We start from the raw sequence: 22077 nt of genomic DNA, 5'->3' as shown, positions 1-22077 counted from the left end.
GTGGAGAATCTCCGGAGTCGCTGTATCAGTCACCGCACGCCGAAAACGATCTGAGTGGCTGTCACACGCGTCCGCCTCCCCGACCGCGTGGTGCGCGACCTACCGAGACCGCTCGACGAAGAGAACCGGGGAGCTGAGCTGGGTGACCATTGCGCTTCCTCTGCCCGTACGGGCCATGAGGGGTGGTGGAGAGCCGGCACAAGCCGAATGCTGGCGCGATCCTATGGCACCAAATGGGCTTCTGGGGCGAGAATCTGACGGATCGTCGAAGCTTCTCGACCACCCCACCTCCCACACCGCTCAAGCCCTCCGAGACGACCTCGCCAACGCCACCCCTAGCGCGTAAGGGGTCGCGCCCCGGGTACCGCCGTTCCGGTGGGGCCGCCGCCGAGCTCGCCGATGGCGGTGTCCGTCAAGCTCATGGAGGCCGTGAGTTCGGCTTGGGAGAGCATCACGACGGACAAGATCGGCTCCCTGAACAACGAGCTGACTGCCACGTACTCCGAGTTCGTGACGGCTCTGTCGGCGTTCTACGACGAGTTGTGCGGCATGTTTTCTGTGGATGGGTCTGGCGGAGCGCTGGCCTATTTCGAGGTACCCCCGGAGTGGCGACACGACGCTCCTGACCGCTATTCGGTGATGCTGCGAGCTCTCTCGAAGGCCCGGAACGACTTCCTGGAGAAGGACACGGAGCCACTCAATGCCATGAACCGGCAAGGGCTCCTCGTCTTAAGAGCCCCGGCGGGGTCTGGTCATCCGACCGGATGACCAGACCCCGCCGGGCATACTGCCAGGTCACGGGAGACGAACCGGAGAAGTTGTGCGTCTGATAGCCCTTGCCGCCGTTCCCGGACTCAATCCGGAGCGGCTTCGCTGAACGGGCTGCCCGCTATGGAACGAGGCGAGGTTGCCCGGGGCGCCTCAACGTGTCACGGAGGCGTCGGGCAGGACGCCAGAACCCCAATTGCACGCAGCTCGTCACGCCTTCCGGAGTGGCAGCACGTGATGATCACGCGGTCTGAATGCGGCTCCTGATGACGGCGGGTGGCATGTGGGCGGGCAGCCGCTTCCGTCGTTTTGGCGCCCCTCACCTGGCCCGGGTGACGGTGCGAGGGAGCAGGTTGCGGAGGAGTTCAGCGGTCTGCGCTTCCATGTCGACACCGCCACCCAGCTGCTCGTTGATGCGTGCGAGCCGGGCGGCGGCTGCGCGCAGGGCGTCGATGTCGCCGGCAGCGTGGTGGGCGAGGAAGACCTGCCGGTGCAGCATTTCGCTCTCCTCGGCTGCAAGCAGGCCCTGGCGGGCTGACCACAGTGCGCCGGTGTAGTCGCCGGCCTCGCAGCGGCGGCTGGAAAGTTCGTGCGCGACATCCACGATCGCCGAGACCATCTCCTGGATCGCCGGTTCCGCCCACGCGTAGCGCTGGGGGTCGATGCCGGTGAACGGGCGGCCGCGGACGAGAGCGAGCGCCCGGCGCAGGGCAAGGTCGCCGTCTTCGTCGTGGCGGATCAGGCCGGTGCGGGCGAAGCGCTGGAATCGGGTCCAGTCGCACGTGACGGCAGCCCCGAGGCGGTACCGGTTGTCACCTGTGTCCTGGACACGCGGGAAGTAGGCGTTGGCATCGGGGTCCTTGCCGAGCCAGGAGCGGGCGCGGCTGATGACGGCGTTACGCATGGTCTTGTTGACGATCTGTCCGGGCCAGAGGGCGTCGTCGATGGCGTGGTGGTCGACGCCGGGGTTGAGTGCGAGGTAGGTGATGAGCTCGGTGGCGGTGCGTACGCGGTTGGAGTCGATGCGCCCGGTGGCGCCTTCAATGCTGATGGGGCCGAGAACGAGGACGGCCGGGCCGTCTGTCGCGGCCGGTTCGCTGACTGGGGTTGCGGGCGGCTCAGGCTCAGTGGTTGGTGCGGGGATTGTGACGTGGACGGCCGGCGGAGCGGGAGCTGCGCAGGGAGTGGCCGGGGCGAGCACGATGTCGGCTAGGCCACTTGCCGGAGAGGGAACGGTCGGGATGTGTGGTTCGGGGCCGTCGTCTTCGGCGGCGAGCACTTCGGCGAGCGAGGGCCCGGTGACGGGCGCTGCGTCGTCGGTCTGAGTGTTCTCGTCCGTGTCCGTCTTGATCAGGTCGATCGTCGGAGCCGGAGCGGGTGCCTCGTTCCGGTGCTGCGGATCTCCGGTTTCTGCGGATTCGCCGGGGGCGTCGCCGTCTTCGCTCCGGGCTTCCGCTTCGAGCTCGGCATACTCCGCAGGTAGGCCGTCCTCTTCCTCGCGGGGAGCGTCTTCTTCGGCGTTGTCGTCGTCCGGGTCTGTGCGGGTCCAGTCGGGGGCGGGGACGTCGCTGTCGCTGGCGGCGAGGGTCAGCATTTCGATGGCGTCGGCGAAGTGGGGGTCGCTCAGGCCCTGCAGTTTGATGGGCAGGTTGGAGCCGGGCAGCAGGATCGTGGCGTCGGGGTTCTGGCACTCCAGCGTCCACGCCTCGGCCGGTGCCTCGGTGTGGGTGCTGGACGTGATGACGGCGCCGGCGGCCTGGGGCTTCTCGGTGAGCGCGTCAAAGAGCGCCCTGACGTGGTCGTCGTCGGGCAGTGCCTCGGCCAGGAGGATGTGCGGGGTCCAGGCGCCGCCGGCGTCGTCGCTGAGCCGCGCGGCCCGCAGACTGCTCGCTCCGACGGAGGCCAGGGCGCGGCGCTGATCGGCGGTGTGGCTGGCGATGTCGGTGGTGGCCGCGGCAATGCCGGCGATGCGGGCGACTCGTTCGGGTGCCGCGTCGTCCAGGCCAGGTGTTGTGTCGCCGAGGGCGGTGACTTCCAGGTGTCCCGGCAGTGGGGTGCTGGCTAGCTCCACGGCGATGGCCTGCAGGACGTGGCGGGCGAAGTCGGCGTCGCCGGCCAGGTGAAGGACGCCGACGTGCTCGAGGTCGACCAGGACGAGTCGGCCGGCCGCGTCCCAGCCGATCGAGACCAGCGCCGGGTAGGGGGCGTCCGCTTCCTTCAGCGCTTCCGCGTCGGCCAGGCCCGGGCTGCTCGCCGTGCAGGTCCACAGATCCTTACGGCCGGCCGCGGCGGTGAATGGCTTCATCGGCGCGGTGTCCTCGGCCAGGTGCAGCTCGACCTTCGACTCGTGCAGGACGACCGCCTCGATGACCGGCAGCTCCCGTTCAGTGGAGGCGAGGTTCAGGGCGAGGGAGCGTAGCGCGGTGCCGAGCAGGTCGAATCCGGTGGGGTGTTGTGCGGCGCGCAAGCCCTGCTCGGTGGCAGCGGCGCGGCCCTGGGGCATGGGGATGCGTCGGCCTGGTCGGCGGCGGCGCTGCTGCAGGATCCGGCGGGTGGCCAGGGTGCCGACCAGTGCAGCCGCGAGCGCGCCGGCCCCCATCCACAGGGCGGCCGGTGCGAGTGTCTGTTCGCTGGTCTCTTGCTGCTGCGCGGCAGGCGCCTGCTCACGGCCGGCATCGCTCCGCGTCGGCGTGGGGGCGGGGGTGCTGGTGCCGTCGGCGGACGGCTCGGCCGCACGCGAGGGCGCCGGCGTCGCGGCAGGCGGCGCCTGCTGCTCGTCTGGATGCTGATCCGTCTGATCCGGAGTCTGGCCTGTGTGGTCAGGGGCCTTCTGGTCGTCGTTCTCCTTGTCGGAGGGGGCGTGTTTGTCCGGGGCCTCGCCGACTTGCGGCAGGTTCAGTTCCTGGCCCGGGTAGATGAGGCTCGGGTTGTCGAAGCGGCCGCCGCCCGGCGTTTCTTCGCCCTTGTTGGCCTCGTAGATGTCTGGCCACTGGGTGGGGTCGCCGTAGGTGTCGGCGATCGACCAAAGGCTGTCGCCCACCTTGACCGTGACGCTCTTGGGCCGAGCCTCGCCGGCGTCACTCGTTGCGGAGTCGTCGTCCTGGTCGGCCTCCTCCTTCGCGTCGGCCTGGTTCTGCTTGGGGGCCGGGGTGGTAGCCGGGTCAGCGTCCGCGACCGGGGTCTTTGCGCCTTGCGGGGTGGGACTGCTGGCGGCGACGGGTCGAGCATCGGCGGGCAGCTTGATGACCGCACCCTTGGGCAGGTACTGGTCGCCGGCGGCGAGCTGGGGGATCTCCGGGTTGAGGGCGGCGATGTCTTTCCACCGCTTCCCGTCACCGAGGTACTCCTCGGCCAGGTCCCACGGCAACTCTGAGGCGGATGAGACGGTGTGGCGCGGCCAGTCGGCTTCTTCAGCGGCCGCGGAGGCCTGCCCACTCGGCGTCGCACTCGTACCGGTCTCGCCCACGGTGTGTACGGCTGTCGCCGCGACCGCGGGCGTCATGGTGGCTGCCGATGCCGCGGTGGGGGCGAGCAGCACGATCGCGCCGACGAGGAAGCCGGCGAAGGACTGCAGACCGCCCAGGCCCTTGATGCGAGGTGCGGAGCGGCGGCGCAGCACGGCCACGATCTCGACCAGGACGGAGAAGGTGAACGCGGCCCAGGCCGCCCAGCCGATGCAGGTGAGGACGATCAGGAACAGGGATCCGTCGTCCTGTTGCATCAGGTCGAAGCCGCCGGCGAGTTCGGTCGGCTGGTGGCCCACCTTGAGCAGCAGGTACGGGACGCCGCCGACCAGAGCCACCAGGAGGGCCAGGCCGAGCAGGGCCCGCAGCAGGACGCCGATGGCGCGCAGCGGGGCGGGGGTGCGGTGGGCCATGGTGCGGCTCAGCCTCCAGCTTGGGTCTGCAGATGTGCTTGTGCGGTGCCGGTCACGTTGATCGTTGACATGCCGACGAAGGTGGCGAAGTGGGTGGTGTAGGTGTCGTGCACGGTGACGGTCAGGGTCTGTCCGCCGTTGGTGATCTGCACGTCTCCTTGGACGTTCGCGGCTGCGAGGTAGTCCTGGGCGGCGCCGACGGCGGCGTCCGGGTCGATGGTGATAGCAGTGCCCTCGATGGCCTGCGCGGGGTCGAGCTGCTGGCCTGCCGTGCGGGCTGCTTCCTGGGCGAGTGAGGTGGCCCGGTTGCCGGCGTTGAGAGCTCCTCCCCCGTCGACGAGCAGTCCCATCACCATGAGGATGGCGAGGGCGGAGAGGGCGAAGAAGATGGACATCGAGCCCCGGTCTCGCTCTTGGTCTGGGGTGCGTCGAAGGATGAGCCGCCTGCACAGTTCGGGGATCACTGGCGCCCCCTGAAGGTGTCGATGGGGCTGGTCCACGAAGCCCGGAGCGTCTTGCTGCCGGGTAGCCCCGGCAGCCCGATGTCGGACAGGTCCGCCGTGCAGGCGATGCTTGCCGTCACGCTGGCGTCGACCCCGATATCGAGCGAGTAGCCCGCGGTGTCCACCGTCACGCTGGAGGTACGGCACGTGATGCCCTCGCCCTCCAGACTGCGCGCGGCCGCGGCCTGCGCCTTGTTCTGCGCGCTGCCGGCGTCGCGTTCCAGGGACGCGGCCCGGGCGGCGGCGCGGGCCGCGGAGTCCACGGCACCGTCGGCGTCGATCACCCGGCCGAACGCCACCATCAGGAGCAGCAGCGCGATCATCGCTGGGGCGAGGACCGCGGTCTCCACGGCGTAGCTGCCCCGGTCTCGTCGCAGAACGCGCGCCGCTCGCTGGCGTCGGGTGGGGGCGGTCAAGGGTTCGTCCAACGTTCGATGGGGGCGTCCGCGTACTGGGTGACGTGCAAGTTCAGGCCGGGAACGAGGGTGGCGACGCTGCCGCGCACGGTGATCCGGATCTCCTCGGGGGTGCTGCCTGCTGAGGACACGCTCGCTCCGCGGACACTGCCGCCGAAACGGGAGAGGAAGGCCTGCGCCTGGGCGACGCCGTCACCCTCGCTGGAGCCGAAGGCCCGCCCCGCCTCGGCTCCTTGGCGTGCGGCTGACTGGGCGACCTTGCGGGCATGGAAGTACAAGCCGACCTGGATGCAGGTGAAGACCAGGCCCAGCACCACCAACGCCAGGACCGCGAACTCGACGCTGGCGAAGCCACGGTCCTCTCGCCCCCTGGCGAATACTCGCCAACGGCTGCTCCGTCCCCGGGTTCTCACACCACTGCCCTCCCCTCCCTCGTTCTGGTCCTGTTTCAGCCGCCGCTGATGATGCCGACCTTCTCGGCAACCTTCGTCTTGATGGCCAGAGCAACGCCGGCGGCCACCACGATGACGACGGCGGTGATCACAGCGACTTCGGTGGTGCCCTGGCCTTCGTCTCTGGCCGTCTTCAGGCGTCCCCAGTGGGCCTTGAGCAGCAGGGTGAGCGCTTCGATGTTCATCGGTCTGTTCCTCCGGGTCAGCTGACGAGAATGGTGAAAGTGAGGGGGATCATGACGAAGACGAGCATGAGGACGACGCCGAACGTGACGGGCAGCACCATCGCCGCTGACGCCTCGTTCGCCTGCGCCTTGGCGTCCGACAGCATCGCGATCCGCAGCTGGCGGGCCTGCGCCTGCAACGTGGCGTAGACGGCGGCGCCGTCCCCGGCCAGGGCCAGGGTGTCCGCGGGGCGGGTCAGTTCAGGAATGTCGAGCTCGTCGCCGAGCTGCTTGAGGGCGTCCCACACGGTGACGCCGGCAAGGTCAGCCTGATGGAAGACCTGCCGCATCCTGACGAAGATCCAGCCGTCGCCGACTTCCGCGGTCTGAGTCAGGGACTGGGCCGCACCGGAATTCGCGATCCTCGCCAGAGCGACGCGCTCCAAATAGGACGCTGCGGCATGGCGGACGATCAGCCGGGCGGCGGCCGCGGACCGGGCGACTTCCCGGCCAGGCAGGAACCAGAACAATGCCGCCAGCGCGAGCGAAATCAGCGCGGGCACCGTGTAGGGGAACCCTGCGCCGGCCAGGGCGAGCAGGGCCTGCATCAGCTGCGGAAGCAGCAGCCCGTACAGCGCGAACAGCACCCGCTTGCCCAGGTGCGCGGCCGGGCTGATGCGCAGCAGCTCGAGGTCTTTGACCGGCAGTGTCAGATGTCCGCCGAACTCGGCGAGCAGCCGGTTGCCGACCCGCTCGGGGAGCGCTCCGGTGGCCGTGGGTGCAGCGGACGGCAGGAAGGTGCTGGCCTTGGAGATGTCGAGGCGGTCCAGGGCGGAGGCGAGGTCGCGCCTAGCGGGCAGCGCTGCGCGTACGGCCAGGCCGATCAGGGCGCCGGCGGCGGCCGCGGGAAGGACGGCTTGCATGGGGATCATGCGGCCCCTCCGGTGATGAGGTGGGTCGGGGGCAGCGGGTCCAGGAGTCGCGGGTCGGGCTTGGTGCGGGCGATGCGGCGCAGCCAGGAAAGGGTCCAGGCGAACATGATGCCGAGCACGGCCAGGACGATCTGTCCGGCCGGTGACTGGTACCAGCCGGACCAGCCTTCGTTGAGCATGCAGCCGACCACGACGATGGAGATGACCACCGACACCATGCGGGAGCTTTTGCGGACCTTGGCGCGGTCGGCTTCGATGTCGCGGGCGTCGGCGGCCTGCTGGTGGATCGTGACCGCGAGCGCTTCCAGGGCGTCGGAGAGGCCGGGTCCCTTGTAGACGGCGTGGCTCTGGAAGAGCAGCACAACGTGGTCGGAGACCCCGTCGGCGAGCTCGTCCGCGAACAGGGCGAATGCGTCGTGGGACTCCATCCCGGAGCGCAGCCGCTCGGACAGGGCCTGCACGTTCGCGGCGATCGGGCCTGGGGCGTTCTTCGCCGAGGCCCGGATGGTCTGGGGCAGGCTGATCCCGGCCGTGTGGACACCGGCGAGGTGGTTGAGCCACTGGCCCAGTGCCTCGAGGCGTTCGATGCGGTGTACCGCGGCGGTGCCGGGGTTGAGGATGAACGGCAACCCGAGCACAGCGGCGCCGGCGAGCAGGCCGTGAACGGGCCACCCGGTCCAGGCCCACACCACCAAGGTGACGACGACGGCCGTGATGACCAGGTGCCGCCAGCGGTTCTGCCACTTCTCCGGCAGATCGGACCTGGCGCGCTGAATCCGGTCGGCCATGCGGGAGTTGGGTTTGACGGGGTCGGGTACGCGGCCGCGGAGTTCGCGGACGGCAGCGACGACTGCCAGCAGGGTAAGGACGGCGCAGCAGGCCGCGACCAGGGCCAGCTGGGATGTGGTCATGCTGGCCTCCCGATAGCAGTGGCGGTAGTGGCCCGGATGGCGGTGATCAGCGAGTGCTGGGTCAGCGTTCGCAGTGCGGGCGTCGTCATTGCGCGCCCACTGTCTGCAGGGACGGTCCCCACCAGCCGTACGGGTTCTCAGTGAGCCACTGCCGGGCGAACTTGCCGGTGCGCTCGAGCTCGTCGATGAAGGTCGGCATGTTCTTGTACACCGCGCGGACTTCGCCGCCGTGCGGGGCGAACAGCTCGGTCGTGGTGGGACGGCCGCCCTCGCCGACGACGTCGTGGATCTCGTAGATGTTCGAGACGAAGCGGTGCTTCTTGCCGCCGATCGCTGTCTCGTCCAGGTAGGTGAGGTAGACGACGACGTCGATGGATGAGGCGATGAGGTGGTGGGCGGCTTCGGTCGCCATGCCGGCCTCGGTGCACAGCTGGACCAGGCGCGAGACGATCGCGTGCGGCCGGCGGACGTGGAGGGTGCACATGGATCCGGAACCGCCGGCGGACATCGCTTGCAGCATCGGCACGATCTCCGTGGACCGGACTTCGCCGACGATGACGCGGGTCGCGTTGTACCGCAGCGCGGTGGCGAACATGTCGGAGATGGTGACCTCGCCGGCCAGCTTGTCGCCGTGGCGTTCGCCGTTGGACTGCCGTGCTTCGAAGGCGTAGGTGATGGGGCCGGGCTTGGGACCTGGTTCGTCCAGGTAGAGCTCGCGGTCCGTTTCCAGCGTGACCAGTCGTTCGGCGGGCGGGATCTCCCGGCCCAGCGCACGCAGCAGGGACGTCTTCCCTGCGCCCATGTCGCCGACGACCAGGATGTTCATCTTGGCGTGGACGCAGGCGGTGAGGAACGCTTCCAGGAGGGGGTTGAGGGAGCCCCACTGGACGAGCTCGGCGATGCCGTGCTGGCGGATGCGGTGCTTTCGGATGACGACCGACGGGCGGGTGGTGAGCAGGGAGGCGGTGACGCGGGAGCCGTCGGGCATGCGGAAGCCGACCATGGGGGTGGCCTGGGTCAGGGCCCGCTCGCCGTGGCCGGACAGCCTTGCCATCCGGTTGACCCAGGTGATCAGCTCTTCGTGGCTGTCGGAGACGCGATCGATCGTCTGCCGTGGCTTGTCGTGGTACTCGACATGGGCGCGCAGACCGTCGACCATGACATCTTCCACACCGTCCTGGTCCAGGAGACTTTGCAGCCGGCCTCCGCGGTACATGGAGTCGAAGACCGCGGTGCCGATCGCCGTCTCCTGCTGAGCGGTCAGCGGGGTGTTGCCCTGGGCGTACTTGGTCGACCAGTCGGCCACAGCGTTGCGAACCAAGGCCTTGGCCAGGGCCCGGCGGTCGGGTTCCTCCAGCAGTTTGTCGGGGTCCTCCACGCTGAGCTGCTTGGACACCAGGGCCTGCAGGTCCTCGATGACGTCCCACCCGACCGGGATTTCCCCGGGCAGGCCGGCCAGCCGCGGCACGGCTGCCGGGCTGGCTGTCACGGGCGCCGTGGCCGGCACGGGAGCTGCCGGTGCCGGCTCGTCGGGGCGGCGGTGGCCGATTTTCCCGGCGAGCAGGCCGGCGATGTCTTCGCGGCCCATTGGCGGCGGGGTGCCGTTGACTCCGGGGCGCTGCTGGGTGTCAGCCACGCGGTCCGCCCCTTTCCGTCAGCCGTTGCAGGACACCGGCGAGTTGGGGGTTGGCGGGGCGCGGTGGGTACTGCTGCTGGATCCGGCGCCGGGTTGCGGTCGCTTCGAGGTGCTCGGTGGCCGTGCGGGCATGGCGCAGGAGCGTGCTGCGCCCATAGCCGCGGGGCGGGCGCCCCCCGTGGGCGAAGTATTGGGCGGTGTCCGGATCCCAGGGCAGTGCGGCCAGCACGGGAGTCTTGAGCGCTTCGGTGACCTGGTGGGCGCGGTACGGGCCGTCCTCGATGAGGAGGAGACCCAGTGCGTCGGGGCCGGAGCCGCGCTCGGCCAGCTCGGTGCGCAGCGGGTCGATCAGGTGTCGGGCCAGGGTGAGGGAGTGCTCTGCGCCGCGTACGACCATGAGGACCAGGTCGGCCTGGTGGAGGAGCGGGGCCGGGGTCAGGGAGGTGTGCAGGCGCCCGGATTCCAGGGCCAGGCGGCCTGCGTCGACGAAGACGTCGTACCCGGCGTCGTCGGCCAGAACGTGCATGACTTCGGATAGCGCCGGCCAGGTCCGGCCGAGCGCAGCGGCCTGGCCCGGGTCGGTCAAGCCGGGAAGGAGCTTGCGATGGCCTGCCTCGTCCAGGCCCCACAGGTGACTGGCGAAGGCGTTGGCGAGCGCGACGGAGCCGGTGCGCTCGGCGGCAGCGAGGTGGTACAGCCCGAAACCGGCGCCGACGTGGCCTTGCAGGAAGCCGGCCCGGATCGTGCCGCCGGCGGGGTCGCATTCGGCGAGCAGTGAGGGGCGCTTCGAGGCGAGAGTGAGGGCGAGGGCGGTGGTGGTCACGCCGGACGACTTGGCGGAGACCAGGGCGGTGACGGGCATGGTCACTTACCTCGCGGTTCACGGACCAGGGCGATGCGGCCCTGGGCGGCACGGGTGGCGAGCAGGGGTCCGTCCATGGGAGCGACAGCAAGGTTGACGACGACGGTCCCCGAGGCGTCCGGCCGGGAGACTCCGACAACGACGGCGTCGATACTCGACGGCGGGGCATCCTCGTCGCTTTGCTGCTCGCCCTGGGAGGGAGTGGTGACGGCGAGCACCTTGTCGCCCGGGGTAAGGGTGCCGGCCGGGGCCTGACCGCGCTTGACCTGCACGCCGACCTGCTGCTTGTCGTCACCTAGGCCGGTACCTGCGGCAAGCTGCGACGTGGTGAGCAGACCGCCCTTGCGGAGGTCAACTGCAGGGCGCTTTCCCACCACGGACGACTTGTCAGCTGCGAGCACCGGGGAGAGAGCGGAGTCGGCGGAGACTTCGGCCACGGTGAGGTCAGCGTCCGTGAGGGCCTGGCCGGCGGGTACATCGCGGGCGATGGCCAGGACCGGAGTCCGGTTACTCGCAGAGGTCACTGCCGCGGCCGCGCCCAGCCCAGCGAGGACGGCAAGAACGGTGCACAGCGCAGCAACCGACCAGCGGCGTTCCCGTTTGACGGGGGCGGTGGTGGTGATGGGAACCTCGGGGCGGGCCGGGGCGGCAGGGCGCGGCAACGTCGGGGCGGCAGGGGGCTTCATGATGGGGTGAAGTGCCTCTCGGGGATTCTCGGGCGATGGTGCCTAGTTGAGGACCTGGACCTCGGCCACGGTGATATCAACGGTGCTGTTGCGGATCTCCGTGAGCTGGCCAGTCTGACCGCCGCCCTGCCAGTCGATCGTCCAGGTCGATGTGGCGGTGACGTGCCACTTCCCGGACGGCTGGGTGGAGGAGGGCTGGGCGTAGCGGTGGCCGCAGTCCGGTGACGGCTTCTTTCCGAACTCTGCCTTGTACGGGGTGCCGGCGGTGGTGCAGGTGACGATGGTGCCGTCGCCCATCGTCCACACAATCTTGCTGACCTTCGCCGTGGCGGTCACGGTCACCGCCCCGGCCGTGGCCGAGGCGCTGTTCGGTCCGTACGTCTCAGCACCCTTCGCCGTCCACATGTAGACCGGCATGCCAACCACGCCCTTACCGCCAGGCTTGGGCGTGATCCCGATCTGCGGCCCGCGCAGCAGCATCTTGTCGACGGCCTCCTGGGCCAGCACAGCCGGGTCGACGGCCGGGGCCGCTGGTCCGCCCGGGCCGCCGTAGACGGTCTCGGTGATCAGCGTGGATGCGCCGTCGGCCATGAAGTACCGGCACGTACGTACGTAGATGGCGCCCTCTCCTTTGGCATCGTGCCCCTTCCACAGCTCGCTGTTTGGCGGCGGCTGGGGATCCAGCTTCTGGGCTGGTGTGCACTCGGGCTTCCGGACCTTCGTCTTCCCGCCCTTGCCGCCGGCCCCTTGGTGGCCGGCCTGGTGCGTCCCACCGCCGCTCCCGGTTTTGCCTGGGTCCTTGGCGCCGACGCAAACCAATCGATTCGTGCAGCCGTGGACATCGGTGCTCGGCCCGTCAGCAGCGTGTGCCGTTCCTGCGGCAATGAGCGGTAGCAGGGCCAAAGCCAACGGCGCGTGGCGTCGGGTCAGCATGGCTTGCCCTCCTGAGGCTCATCCTTGATGACCTTCCAGCCGTCGGGCCACCTCTCGATCGTGCCAACGATGACGTACTTGGTCAGGCGGCCGCTGGGCATGACCGCCTTCTTCTTCGTCTTCCGGTCGACGACGTCCCATCGCGAGATATCTAGGCAGCTAGAGATTTTGGCGTTCGGAACTTCGCGGTCTGCGTCAAGACGGGTGACAGTCGGGCTGCCCACCCTCACGCTTCCGGTCATGACCTGGCCGACCTTCTGCATCTCCTTGGCGTCCTGTTCGGCCTGCACGAGAGCTACGCCGGCCGCGTACTTCTTGATATCAGTTCCCTCTGTGCTGGCCTTGGCGTAGGAGAGTTGCAGCTCGTCCCAGTAGCGCGCATAGGCGTCGAGGGCTTCGCGTTTGGCTGTCTCCGCCGGGTTCACTGGCTTGCTTGGCTGACTCACCGAAGGGGTGGGAGAGGCTTTCGGAGCACTGCTCGTCGATTCATCCGAGCTGCACGCGGTCAGAACCGTGAGCGTGCCGGTGACGACAAGGAGAGCCGCCGCACCCAGGCGATTTCGCTTGCGAAGTTCTGGGACGCTCGCTCCTGCTGACCGTGCCACTACGCCCTCCCGATGCATATGCCACAACGCCTTCTGGTCTGCGCAAGTCTGCTGGGCGGGCAGCCGATGGGCCGGCCTCACACCGAAACAAACTTGGCGGTCTGGTGCATAGAGTACGCAAAGAGCCGACAACAACCCACCCCGATACGGGGGTTCAGAGCCACTACCTCCGGCGTAAATCAGCGCAATTCGGAAACCCCTTGTTCGTGAGCCGACTTAGAGAACAGTGGCAGTACTTGCGCACAGGTGATGAGGAATTCAGGATGTCGACTCATCGGCATGATGGTGCGCATGCCCACAGCTCCGTCGGCTCTGAGAGCAGAATGCCCTCTCCAGTGAACGTACCGAGCGACCGGTCTTTGGTGAGCCGTGCACCGCACAGAGCGCAATTGAACCCCTGGATCTGATCCATCGTGAGTTTCTCCAGGTTCGGCTGGGCCGTGCCTCGTTGCTCGAGAACGGTCTGCAGCGCGTTGCGCAGCGCACCAGTGTCGGTGTGCAGCCGGCCGCGGCGCGGTGGGACGAGCCAGAACGGCCCTGGTGGGATCTCCTTGTCGTCTGCGGGCAGCACGACGTAGTTGGTCTCGCCCAGGGCGGTGGACTGCGAGAGGTTCCAGCCGGCGGTTGTGCCGGGTGGGACGAGGAAGTACATCGCGCGGTCTCTTGGGTCCATGACGATCGCGCCCTCTTGACCCTGGATGACGTTGAGGGCTTGCAGGCCGATGAAGCGTGGGACGCGCACGGCGTCCCACGTCTTGCCGGCTGCAGCGATGCGTGTGTGGTTGAAGCCGGGGATCTCGTCAGCGGCACTGGTGGTAGTCATGGGGTGCTTCCCGTAGCCGAATCCTTGGTGTGCAGGGACCGTACGTACGGGCGGCCGGTTCAACCCGAGCTGAGAGTCCGGGTTGTCCCCCGGCTCGGGCAGGTCAGAGCAGGTTGAGACGGGCAGCGAGAGCTGTGGCCTGCCGGCGGTAGGTGGGGCGGGCGCGCTGGACGAGCGAGATGACGAGCTCGCGGGCGAGCGGGCTGCGTTCCAGGTCCTCAGGGGCCACGTCCTCGAGCTCCAGGAGGTGGACCAGGACGGCGGCGTCCTCTCGGCGCAGGTCGTAGCACCGGGCTACTTCCAGGCCGAAGGTGAACTGGCGCTCTCGGGACGGCAGCCGGGCGGTGTCGACCTGGTCGGCGAGGCGTAGGCCTTCGACGGCGTCGCCGTCCAGCATCTCCACAGACACTGCGTGCAGCTCGGTGTTGGTGGGGCCGAACACGGTCCACATGGTGTTGCCCTCCCCCGCCTGGCCGGCGAGGGGCAGGACGCGCTGGGTCAGGCGGTCACGAGCGGCCCAGGCACGTCGGTTGCGGGCCTCGGCGACCACCGCGACCAGCTCCAGGGCGCCGCGGACCGCGACGGCCTCGGGTGTAGTGAGCGCGCGGTGGAGGTCATCGGCGGCGCTCAGTGCGACGTCGGCGGCGTCCTGCTCGTCGCCGGCCTGGGAAAGCAGGACGTGTCCGAGGTTCCACTGGGCGGCTGCGATGCGGAGCGGATCGTCGGCGTCCTCGGCTGCACGCAGGCCCCGGTCGGCAACCATGAGGGACAAGTCGAGGCGGCCGGCACGTCGGCAGTACGAACGCAGCAGTCCGTACAGGTCCGCGGCTACCCGCAGCGCTTCACGCCTCTCGGTCGGGTCGGTGCCGTACCGGCGGGCGCGGACGGTCGCCTCGACATCGCCGATCAGCCTGGGCAAAACGGCCTCGGCCTCAGTGAAGCGTGTGGGCGAGGTCTGCCAGATCCGCCAGAGATCTTCCACCCGCTCCCGGAGACCGCAGGCGGTGAGCAGTTGCCCTGGCGGGGCGGGGCGCTGGCCGAGCAGCGCGCGGACGACGTCGGATCCAGCGGTAGACGGAACGTCCGTGGTGTCTGTTTCAGTGTCGCCGAGCAGGGCGGTAATGGGGACCTGAAGGTGGTCGGCGAGCTTGGTGAGCACATCGTGCGAGGGCTTCTTCAGACCGCGTTCAATCTGGGAGAGGTAGTCCTCGGTGATGCCACATAAGCCCGCGACGACAGCCTGGGTACGGCCGCGCCGGGTCCGGTGGTGACGGACGCGTTCGCCGACCGGGAGCGTGGGCAGGTCCATCCCGACGCCTCCCTTCTTGAAAGGGTGTGAGGCCCAGCGTAGATGTGGAGTGCTCTCGGGCAGTTGGAAGTTCACGAACGCGTGACACGGTGATGCCCACTCGGGCCGCGGTATATCGGAGGCGACGACAGTGCAGCTGGTTCTGTGGGACATCGACCACACGCTCATCGCCACGCGCGGGGTCGGCCGGGAGATCTTCGGGGAGTGCTTCGAGCGGGTCACAGGGCAGGTAATGAAGGAGCAGGCTGCGGTCGACGGCATGACGGAGCCCGTCATCTTCAGGGAGACGGCGAACCTACACGGCATCGACAGCGACCGCTCGATGTTCGAGGCCTTCGCTCGCTGTTCCGCCGAGCAGCATCTGTTGCGTGCCAGCGAACTGCGTGAGCGCGGCCATGCGCTGCCCGGTGCAGCGACCGCGCTGGCGGCCATCGCTGAGCTGGGTGGTGTGGTGCAGACGGTGGTCACCGGGAACATCCGGCCTGTTGCCGAGATCAAGCTGGGTACATTCGGCCTTGATGGCCACATCCGCTTTCCGTGTGGCGGATACGGTGAGGACGACGATGAGCGTGCGAAGCTCGTGCGCATCGCGATCCGGCGAACGAGCCAGGCGCTGAACACCCCAATCGCTGCCGCCGATGTGCTGCTGATCGGCGACACTCCGGCCGACGTCGCCGCCGGGCTCGACAACGGCGTGCGGGTTTTGGCCGTGGGCTCCGGCCGCTCGAGTACCTCGGAGCTACGCGAGGCCGGCGCCGCCACAGTGGTTGCCGGACTCGAAGACCTTGACCCGTTGCTCCGGACGCTCTCTCGCCGGTGAGTAGTGGCCCCCCAATCGACCTGCTCGCCCGCTCCCCGTTCCAGATCAAGGACGGCTTGCCAGGTTCCTTGGCGTCTTGCGAGACCCCGTTTGGCTGAATGAGCGTGGCACAGTCCTCGGCGTACGCGGTCAGGGTCGAGGCCCCTGCGCTGAGGGGCAACGAGCGGGATGAACGCGTAACTGGGCCACGTCGCAACTGTCGGCACGAAGCCGCTCGCGGTGTCGTCGCAAATGCTGACGGGTATAGTGCGGGTGTACCTCTTACTCAGGCACAAGGGCCCCGCCAGATCTGGCGGGGCCCTTGTTTTTGCCTCATGCGACCTGGAGGTTCGGACGGCCCTCACTGGGTGGCGCTGTGACGTACGAGGGCAGCCTGAGGTTCGGGAGCTCACCCGCCTTGATGGCCTGCAGGGTGTGCCGGAACGCGGCTTCCATGTCGTCGTGGCTCTCGTACTTGGCCGCGAGGGGATGGAGCCGGTAGCTGTTGCCCTTCCGACCGTCGCTGGAGGGGCGTAGGACGATGTTCAGATCGCACAGTGGCGCCATCAGGAGGCTGACGGCCTGTGGTGTGATCTTGTATTCCTTCGCCATGTCCTTCTGCCGTACGGGCAGGTGTCCTCCGAACTCGGAGCGGAACACCAGGTAACTGAGGAACTTCACAGCTGCCCCAGAGACAGGTACAGCCCAGATGCGATCGGAGACGATCGGAGACAGGACCTCAGCCATCAGGCCACCCTCCTCATTGTCGGCTGCCAGGGTACGTACGCAGTATCACCCGGTTCTCTTCTCCCTGGTGTAGGTGTCCTGCCCAAAGTCGAACTCCTCCTGGTGCGGCTGCTCGGGGCCGATGTCGTGGGGGAAGGCGGTCGGGTCGTGATCGTGCTCCGAGGCGATCTCTGCGAGCACTTCGTGCTGGGCCGTGCTGTTGCCCTGGAACCAGAGCGTCACGTTCAGGCGGATCTTGCCGTTTCCTGCCTGCTCGACCCATTTGTATTCGCAGAGTGCTTTGATGGCTCGATTCACGGTGGACCGGGTGATCTGCTTCCCGTCCTTCTTCTTGGCGGCAAGTTTGTTCAGCCCGTCGGTGATCTCCTGCTGGGTGTACTGGGCGATGCCGGTTCCCGGAACCTGCCCCCCGGCAACGAAGAGGAAGACACACAGCTGCGACTTGGTGATGGAGTTGGCGACGGCCAGCTGCGCGAGGAGCTGGGTGAACCAGTTACTCGCCAGGCTGTAGCCGGCGTTGCCCGCCATGTTGTGGACGGCGCGCGCCTCGTTCTCGAACTCGAACGTCACGCCCTTCAGCTTGCGGTGGCTGCGTGGGTCGGCGGTCTGGGCCGCTTCGCCTAGCTGCCTCCCTAGGACGCTGAGGATGTCGTCGTATGCAGCGCCGTCAGACGTGTGGGATGGAACGGCTCGTGGCCCGCCCGGACGACGCCGGGCCGGCTGTTCAGATGGCACATGACCTCCTTAGTACTCAGGCGTGGCAGACACTATCGGAAAAATCAACAGGAGCTTGTCTTTTGACGCACCGGCGCGCCATCCGACGGCAAGCCCACGGCCTTCGCGATCCCGCTGCACAGAAAGTCAACTCAGGCTTGATTTGCATGTCGCACTGGACCATGAAATCAAGTGATGCTTGATTTCATGTGTCGCATGGAGCGCACATTCGCCGCCCCGACACGGCGGGGAACGGCATACGTTCCCCCCTCACCCCAGGCCGCTGACCAGGCGTAACGCGGCCCGTTTCTCGCGGCTCGCCTGATCAAGCTGTACTTGTTTTTTCGGCACGAATGTGACGGCCAGGTTGACATCTCGGCATGCCAAATGTGCTCTCCAGAACAACACGCATTCAGCAAACATGCAGGTCAGGCAGGGTTTATGTGGCCGCGCCTCTTATACAAGAGCCACCGGCCCGAGCCTGAAATCCTGCCCGGGCCGGGCTGGGCGGAACGTTCTGTGCCTGTCGCGGCCCAAGTCGAACCCCGCCTGAAACCTGCGCCCCCGAACGTCAGCTGTGACCAAGCCTCGCCATTACGCCGACGATCAGTGGCCACCTGCACCACGGATGTGCCCAGCCAAGGAGCTTGGTCTCTCGCACCCCCAGTGACCTGCTGGCGCAAGGACGGCTGGAGCTGCCCCTGCGGGGCACCGCAAGCCCGCCAGGGCTGAGGAGCTACCGCACCTTGCGGCCCCATGGTCAGTTGCAAGAGCGGCAACGCCCTGCACAGTGATGCCACTTGGCCAGGTCAGGACGCACGACGGTATTGCTCCCCACCAGACGTCGCGTGACCGGCAGCCTTTTCAGGGTGTGGGAGACGGCTGGTCCTTGGTTGAAGGAGCAGGTCATCTATGGTGCCGCGGCCGGCGGTCTGGTTCTGCCAGCCTTCCAGGATGTGGTGGATGATCGAGCGAGCCGTCATCTGGTATTCGTCGCGGCAGTCTTCGGTCTGGGAGAGCGCGCCGATGGGGCGGGTGTGGCAGTACAGAGCCAGCATCTCCCCGATGAGCGGCGAGAACGGTCGGGCGATGGCGCCCAGCTCGTCACAGGCCCTGTATTCACCCGGCAACCCTTCTGCCGACTGCGCGTCCGACGGTTCCTGGCTGAAGCGGCTGAAGAAGAGCATGGGTCTTCCTTCCTGAAGGGGGCGTTCAGGCAGCGATGCTGAGAGGGCGCAGCCAAGCGTCGTTCGGTTCGTCTGCTCCGAGGACTGGGGTGAAGATCGGGGCGAACGGGCCGCGATGCTGGAGCTGGTCCAGGGTCGTGACGCCGGCCCGCAGCCCTGTGTTGGTGAAGGCGGGGTCGCTGGCGGCGAGGCTGCGGAGGTCGGCAATGCGCCGGGCGAGCCGCGTGTCGGAGGCGCCGGTGAGGACCAGGAGCAGGCGGGGGAAGGCGGGGTAGCGGTAGCGCCAGGCTGGTGTCGTCGTGAGACGGCGGCCTGCTTTGGTTCCGCGGCCGGAGGGTGTCTGCGGGGCGAAGTCGTGGTAGGCCGCGTATGCGTGGAGCTTCTGTGCGAGGCGGGCGATGGTCATCTGGGTGCGGTCGAGCTCGACGAAGAAGGTGAGCAGGGTGCGCTGTCTCGCCTTCTTGTCGGTGTGGACGTAGTTGAGGACGGCGTCCGGGATGAGGCTGAGCTCTTCACCGGGGCGGGCGTCGTCGCGGTAGTAGTGCGCGATCTCGGGTGACCAGTCGAGTGGTCCGCATTCGTGGCCGAGGCGGCGGGCCCAGTCGACGAAGGCCAGGCCCGTGTCCACGGTGGCGAGGGTGTGTTCCTGCAGTGGGCCGAGAGCGGCTTCCGGGCTCATCCGGTACGGGCGCTGAGGCAGCAGGCCAACCGATTCGACGGCGTTCGCGCCCTTTTCGGTGAGCCACCACAGCAGTTCGGTCTGGCCCGAGACGCGGCGGCCGACGGTCTCGGCCAGGCCTGCGTCGCGCAGGGTGTGGAGCTGCCGGCGCAGGTACTCGGTGCGGGTGTGGTGCGGGGTGATCAGCTGGTGCAGCTGCCTGGTGGAGACCAGTCGGTGCAGGTAGAGGACCTGAGTTGCTTGCTGTGCGATCTGGCCCAGGCCCGTGGGGCCGGTGTGCGGATACGGCATCACGGTGCTCCGTTTCAGTCGATGAAGGTGGTGGGGTCGCCGGCGCCGTTCGGGCCGCAGCGGCCGCCGGTGTGGTGGGCGAGGACGACCGCATCCAGTTCTTCAAGGTCGGCGAGGATCTCGCCGACAGGCCGGCGTCGGAGGTTGGTGTCGATCGCCTTGTCCAGATCAGGCACACCGGCGGGGTTGTCGTAGTGCTCGAACAGCTCCTCGACCGGCAGGCCACGGACCCGGAAGGGCTTCGTCGGGGTGCCATTGAGGTTGATGGACATGACGTAGTGGTATTTCGGCAGCTCGGTGATGGTCTCCGGGGTCACGTTCCCGTTCCAGCGCCGGGCGACGAACGCGGCCTCGTCGAAGTCGGCTGCGCACGTCGACAGCAGGCTCTGGTTCTGCAGCAGGGACTGGCGGGTGATGGCACTGAGCCGCAGCGCCATCTGCGTCATTCCGATGAACCGCACCTCGTACTTGCGTAGCTGCTCGGCGATTGCGGCGAGGAACCCCTTCGACGAGGAGTCCAGTGCCGTGAGTTCGTCGCCCCAGGCCCAGAAGGTCTTCCGCTGGTCGCGCGGGGTGTCCTGGCGGGACAGGCCAGCGCGGTGCAGATCGTGGATGAGCAGGCAGGAGACGAGTGCGTCGCTCTCGCTGCCGGACGGGCAGACGAACACGACGCGGCTGGTGTCCATCGCCTTACGGATGTCGTACGCGGAGCGCGGACTGCCGAGGAATGCTTGCAGCGCCGGGGAGGTGTCGAGCCGGTCGATGGCGTAGGTGACGGTCGGCACGGCGTCCCCAGAGAGCTTCGGGAACGTCTTCTCCCAGTAGTCACGCACCCGTGGCGGCAGCTTCGGCAGCAGCTGCTCGCGCCACTCCTCATCCGTCAGCCAGCTCCGCAGTTGGAACAGCGTGCACTGGGCGTCGGGATTGCCGGCCTGGACGGCCTGGTGGTTGAGCAGCGCCAAGGACTGGGTGGCGCGGGCCAGGATGGTCCGGGCGCGCGGGGCGCTGTCGCCCCAGTCCTGGGCTGAGGCGATGCCCTCGGTGACCGAGCGGACGACGTCCTTGACCGCGCTCAGGGGCCGGCCTTGCATGCACAGTGGATTCCAGGACGCGACGAGCTGGTCCGGTTCGGAGTAGGCCAGGTTGATCTCCCACACGCGGGACGCGATCTCGACGTGGGCCAGGTACGGCTTTGCTCGCACCCATCCCTCGCCGTGCGGGTCCAGGAACCACGTGCCGTACCCGGAGTGGGCCATCGCGATGCACTGCACCAGCGCGGCTTCGGTCTTGCCGTGGCCGGACTTGCCCAGCTGCAGACCGAAGAGAAGGTCCTTCACCCGGGCGGCGCCGATGCGCTCGCGTCCGTCGGAGTAGATGACGGCGCCGAGCGGCACCAGGTCCCGCTGCCCGGTGTAGACCGGCAGGTCGGACGGTGCTGGCGGGACCAGACCGCCTGAGCGCACCACGCTGGAGGCGCGGCATTTCACGGTGGGCGGCTTGAGGAAACCCGCCAGCTCGGGCACCGTCAGCCACTGCCGCTTGCGGGGCGCGAACTCACCGGTGGCGAACCGCCTCTCGAACGAGGCGATCCGCCAGCGGACACGGGGACGGCGGGGCTTGAGGTAGTTCTCACCGGTGGTCGCTGAGAACGCGGCGATCAGCTGATTCATGCGGGCCAGCGCGATCTGCGGGTGGCCGGCCTCGGTCCGCAGCAGCAGCTGCACCGCGAACACAGCGCCGGCCGCCGGATCGAATTTGCCGACGCCGTCGCGCAGGTCCGTCATGCGGGGCAGCCGCTCGCTGCGGCCGCCTCCGGCCGTCTTGCCGCCGGACCAGCCTGCCAGGACCGACTCCCACACCCCTGCCCCACCGAGGCCCCCGGTCAACCGCTCGCCGTACGCGGAGGGTCCGCGACGCTTGGACTGTGCCAACAGCCGACGCCGACGCCGGGTGAGTCGGCGTTCACGGACGGGGACCAGGTCGAGAACGACGTCAGCCCGCTCGTCGTCCTCAGTACGTACCGACGCCATAGCGGCCGCCAGCTGCTGGAGCGGGTCAGGGTTCAGGCCGAGAGAGGCGAGCGGCTTCTGGTCAGGCAGTGCCAGGGTCAGCTCGACGCGCTGCACGTAACGAGGGGACAGACGTCGGCGGCCGTCACCGGTGGCGGGCTTCGTGAACTCGACGGTGCCGGTCACTTGGCCCCCTCCGGCTGCTGGGGGAATCGGACCGGCTGGATGTCCTTCTGGGCGCGGTGGGCTCGCACGTCGACCTCGGCGAAACCGGGCATGGCCAGCACTGCGGCCGCGGTGGCCGGTCCCTCGAGGAAGCACCGCATGTTGCCGTCCTCGGCGCTGTAACGCAGCCGAGCAGCCGAGCCGCGTGCCGGGACACCGTCAGCGGCGTGGTGGACCCGGCTGAGCTGGCGCGCCCACCGGCCGACCTCGCCCTCGCTCGGGTCGAACGTGCTGGTGGGAACGACTTCCACGGTGACACGGTCGGCGAGGGCGTCCCGTACGAGACGGGCGCGCCACAGAGCCACACAGATCCAGATAGCCAGGGCGACCGCAGATGCCGCTGCTAGGTACGGGGCGGCGGCGGTGACCCAGTCGACGGCGTCGTTGAAGACCTGGGCGCTTGGCAGGTCGAACCTCATACCGCCCGCCGAGCGGTCTCGCGGAGCGCAGTGCACATGGTGGCCTCCTGGTCAGTGCGGGAAGAACCCCTTCACCCGGACCAAGTCAGGCCGGAAGGTCGATTCAGACACCAACTACAGGACTTTGCTT

The 22077-nt window shown here is 68.4% G+C and carries 22 protein-coding genes; 2 read left to right on the top strand and 20 right to left on the bottom strand.

Annotated elements, in window-relative coordinates; genetic code table 11:
* Positions 1-405 precede the first annotated feature (405 nt).
* Entirely contained in the window at positions 406-768 is a 363-nt protein-coding gene (locus tag OHA03_RS46560) for a hypothetical protein (protein ID WP_267010005.1), read from the top strand.
* A 319-nt stretch (positions 769-1087) separates the two neighbouring features.
* Here OHA03_RS46560 and OHA03_RS46555 read toward each other — a convergent pair whose 3' ends face one another.
* The 14 genes from OHA03_RS46555 to OHA03_RS46490 all read right to left on the bottom strand — a co-directional run bounded on the left by OHA03_RS46555 (position 1088) and on the right by OHA03_RS46490 (position 14877).
* Positions 1088-4645, bottom strand: a complete 3558-nt coding sequence (locus OHA03_RS46555) for a LysM peptidoglycan-binding domain-containing protein (RefSeq protein WP_267010004.1) — start codon at positions 4643-4645, stop codon at positions 1088-1090.
* 8 nt (positions 4646-4653) lie between these two features.
* A complete protein-coding gene (locus tag OHA03_RS46550; RefSeq protein WP_267010003.1) occupies positions 4654-5040 on the bottom strand; it encodes a pilus assembly protein TadG-related protein in 387 nt (128 codons plus the stop codon).
* A 65-nt stretch (positions 5041-5105) separates the two neighbouring features.
* Entirely contained in the window at positions 5106-5564 is a 459-nt protein-coding gene (locus OHA03_RS46545) for a TadE/TadG family type IV pilus assembly protein (protein WP_267010002.1), read from the bottom strand.
* Entirely contained in the window at positions 5561-5977 is a 417-nt protein-coding gene (locus OHA03_RS46540) for a TadE/TadG family type IV pilus assembly protein (protein WP_267010001.1), read from the bottom strand. Before OHA03_RS46540 ends, OHA03_RS46545 begins: the two co-directional genes overlap by 4 nt.
* A gap of 35 nt (positions 5978-6012) precedes the next feature.
* A complete protein-coding gene (locus tag OHA03_RS46535) occupies positions 6013-6201 on the bottom strand; it encodes a hypothetical protein (protein WP_267010000.1) in 189 nt (62 codons plus the stop codon).
* 17 nt (positions 6202-6218) lie between these two features.
* Positions 6219-7112, bottom strand: a complete 894-nt coding sequence (locus OHA03_RS46530) for a type II secretion system F family protein (RefSeq protein WP_267009999.1) — start codon at positions 7110-7112, stop codon at positions 6219-6221.
* Positions 7109-8023, bottom strand: a complete 915-nt coding sequence (locus OHA03_RS46525; protein WP_267009998.1) for a type II secretion system F family protein — start codon at positions 8021-8023, stop codon at positions 7109-7111. The genes OHA03_RS46530 and OHA03_RS46525 overlap by 4 nt, the downstream gene beginning before the upstream one ends.
* Positions 8024-8108: 85 nt before the next feature.
* Positions 8109-9659: a CpaF family protein gene (locus tag OHA03_RS46520; RefSeq protein ID WP_267009997.1), complete on the bottom strand. Its 1551-nt coding sequence runs from the start codon at positions 9657-9659 to the stop codon at positions 8109-8111.
* A complete protein-coding gene (locus tag OHA03_RS46515; protein WP_267009996.1) occupies positions 9652-10521 on the bottom strand; it encodes a hypothetical protein in 870 nt (289 codons plus the stop codon). The genes OHA03_RS46520 and OHA03_RS46515 overlap by 8 nt, the downstream gene beginning before the upstream one ends.
* A gap of 2 nt (positions 10522-10523) precedes the next feature.
* Positions 10524-11207 (bottom strand): SAF domain-containing protein, encoded by a 684-nt coding sequence (locus tag OHA03_RS46510; protein WP_267009995.1) that lies wholly within the window; start codon positions 11205-11207, stop codon positions 10524-10526.
* A gap of 42 nt (positions 11208-11249) precedes the next feature.
* Positions 11250-12140, bottom strand: a complete 891-nt coding sequence (locus OHA03_RS46505) for an ATP/GTP-binding protein (RefSeq protein ID WP_267009994.1) — start codon at positions 12138-12140, stop codon at positions 11250-11252.
* On the bottom strand, positions 12134-12586 hold the full coding sequence (locus OHA03_RS46500) for a secreted protein/lipoprotein (protein ID WP_267009993.1): 453 nt from the start codon (positions 12584-12586) through the stop codon (positions 12134-12136). Before OHA03_RS46500 ends, OHA03_RS46505 begins: the two co-directional genes overlap by 7 nt.
* A 430-nt stretch (positions 12587-13016) precedes the next feature.
* Positions 13017-13568, bottom strand: a complete 552-nt coding sequence (locus OHA03_RS46495) for a hypothetical protein (protein WP_267009992.1) — start codon at positions 13566-13568, stop codon at positions 13017-13019.
* 103 nt (positions 13569-13671) lie between these two features.
* Positions 13672-14877 carry a helix-turn-helix domain-containing protein gene (locus OHA03_RS46490; RefSeq protein ID WP_267009991.1) on the bottom strand — a complete coding sequence of 402 codons (1206 nt, stop codon included), beginning with the start codon at positions 14875-14877 and terminating at the stop codon, positions 13672-13674.
* Between the two features lie 130 nt (positions 14878-15007).
* On the opposite strand from OHA03_RS46490, the gene OHA03_RS46485 reads away from it, so the two are divergent.
* On the top strand, positions 15008-15697 hold the full coding sequence (locus tag OHA03_RS46485; protein WP_267009990.1) for an HAD family hydrolase: 690 nt from the start codon (positions 15008-15010) through the stop codon (positions 15695-15697).
* A 312-nt stretch (positions 15698-16009) separates the two neighbouring features.
* On the opposite strand, the gene OHA03_RS46480 is transcribed toward OHA03_RS46485, so the two are convergent.
* The 6 genes from OHA03_RS46480 to OHA03_RS46455 form a co-directional block, all read right to left on the bottom strand.
* The gene (locus OHA03_RS46480) at positions 16010-16357 is read right to left on the bottom strand and encodes a hypothetical protein (protein WP_267009989.1); all 348 of its coding nucleotides are present in this window, start codon (positions 16355-16357) and stop codon (positions 16010-16012) included.
* Between the two features lie 111 nt (positions 16358-16468).
* Positions 16469-16993 carry a hypothetical protein gene (locus OHA03_RS46475; RefSeq protein WP_267009988.1) on the bottom strand — a complete coding sequence of 175 codons (525 nt, stop codon included), beginning with the start codon at positions 16991-16993 and terminating at the stop codon, positions 16469-16471.
* A gap of 953 nt (positions 16994-17946) precedes the next feature.
* On the bottom strand, positions 17947-18324 hold the full coding sequence (locus OHA03_RS46470) for a hypothetical protein (protein WP_267009987.1): 378 nt from the start codon (positions 18322-18324) through the stop codon (positions 17947-17949).
* 25 nt (positions 18325-18349) lie between these two features.
* Positions 18350-19294: a replication-relaxation family protein gene (locus OHA03_RS46465; RefSeq protein ID WP_267009986.1), complete on the bottom strand. Its 945-nt coding sequence runs from the start codon at positions 19292-19294 to the stop codon at positions 18350-18352.
* A gap of 14 nt (positions 19295-19308) precedes the next feature.
* Positions 19309-21489: an ATP/GTP-binding protein gene (locus OHA03_RS46460; protein ID WP_267009985.1), complete on the bottom strand. Its 2181-nt coding sequence runs from the start codon at positions 21487-21489 to the stop codon at positions 19309-19311.
* Positions 21486-21947 (bottom strand): hypothetical protein, encoded by a 462-nt coding sequence (locus OHA03_RS46455; protein WP_267009984.1) that lies wholly within the window; start codon positions 21945-21947, stop codon positions 21486-21488. The genes OHA03_RS46460 and OHA03_RS46455 overlap by 4 nt, the downstream gene beginning before the upstream one ends.
* Positions 21948-22077 lie beyond the last annotated feature (130 nt).

It is taken from the genome of Streptomyces sp. NBC_00154 (assembly GCF_026342835.1).
Classification (GTDB): domain Bacteria; phylum Actinomycetota; class Actinomycetes; order Streptomycetales; family Streptomycetaceae; genus Streptomyces.
This window is presented reverse-complemented; position numbering and strand designations above follow the sequence as displayed.

Coding starts and splice junctions, on each gene's coding strand:
- OHA03_RS46555 (WP_267010004.1), bottom strand. CDS start 4,645: ATGGCCCACCGCACCCCCGCCCCGCTGCGCGCCATCGGCGTCCTGCTG.
- OHA03_RS46550 (WP_267010003.1), bottom strand. CDS start 5,040: ATGTCCATCTTCTTCGCCCTCTCCGCCCTCGCCATCCTCATGGTGATG.
- OHA03_RS46535 (WP_267010000.1), bottom strand. CDS start 6,201: ATGAACATCGAAGCGCTCACCCTGCTGCTCAAGGCCCACTGGGGACGC.
- OHA03_RS46530 (WP_267009999.1), bottom strand. CDS start 7,112: ATGATCCCCATGCAAGCCGTCCTTCCCGCGGCCGCCGCCGGCGCCCTG.
- OHA03_RS46525 (WP_267009998.1), bottom strand. CDS start 8,023: ATGACCACATCCCAGCTGGCCCTGGTCGCGGCCTGCTGCGCCGTCCTT.
- OHA03_RS46515 (WP_267009996.1), bottom strand. CDS start 10,521: ATGCCCGTCACCGCCCTGGTCTCCGCCAAGTCGTCCGGCGTGACCACC.
- OHA03_RS46510 (WP_267009995.1), bottom strand. CDS start 11,207: ATGAAGCCCCCTGCCGCCCCGACGTTGCCGCGCCCTGCCGCCCCGGCC.
- OHA03_RS46505 (WP_267009994.1), bottom strand. CDS start 12,140: ATGCTGACCCGACGCCACGCGCCGTTGGCTTTGGCCCTGCTACCGCTC.
- OHA03_RS46495 (WP_267009992.1), bottom strand. CDS start 13,568: ATGACTACCACCAGTGCCGCTGACGAGATCCCCGGCTTCAACCACACA.
- OHA03_RS46490 (WP_267009991.1), bottom strand. CDS start 14,877: ATGGACCTGCCCACGCTCCCGGTCGGCGAACGCGTCCGTCACCACCGG.
- OHA03_RS46470 (WP_267009987.1), bottom strand. CDS start 18,324: ATGCTCTTCTTCAGCCGCTTCAGCCAGGAACCGTCGGACGCGCAGTCG.
- OHA03_RS46465 (WP_267009986.1), bottom strand. CDS start 19,294: ATGCCGTATCCGCACACCGGCCCCACGGGCCTGGGCCAGATCGCACAG.
- OHA03_RS46455 (WP_267009984.1), bottom strand. CDS start 21,947: ATGAGGTTCGACCTGCCAAGCGCCCAGGTCTTCAACGACGCCGTCGAC.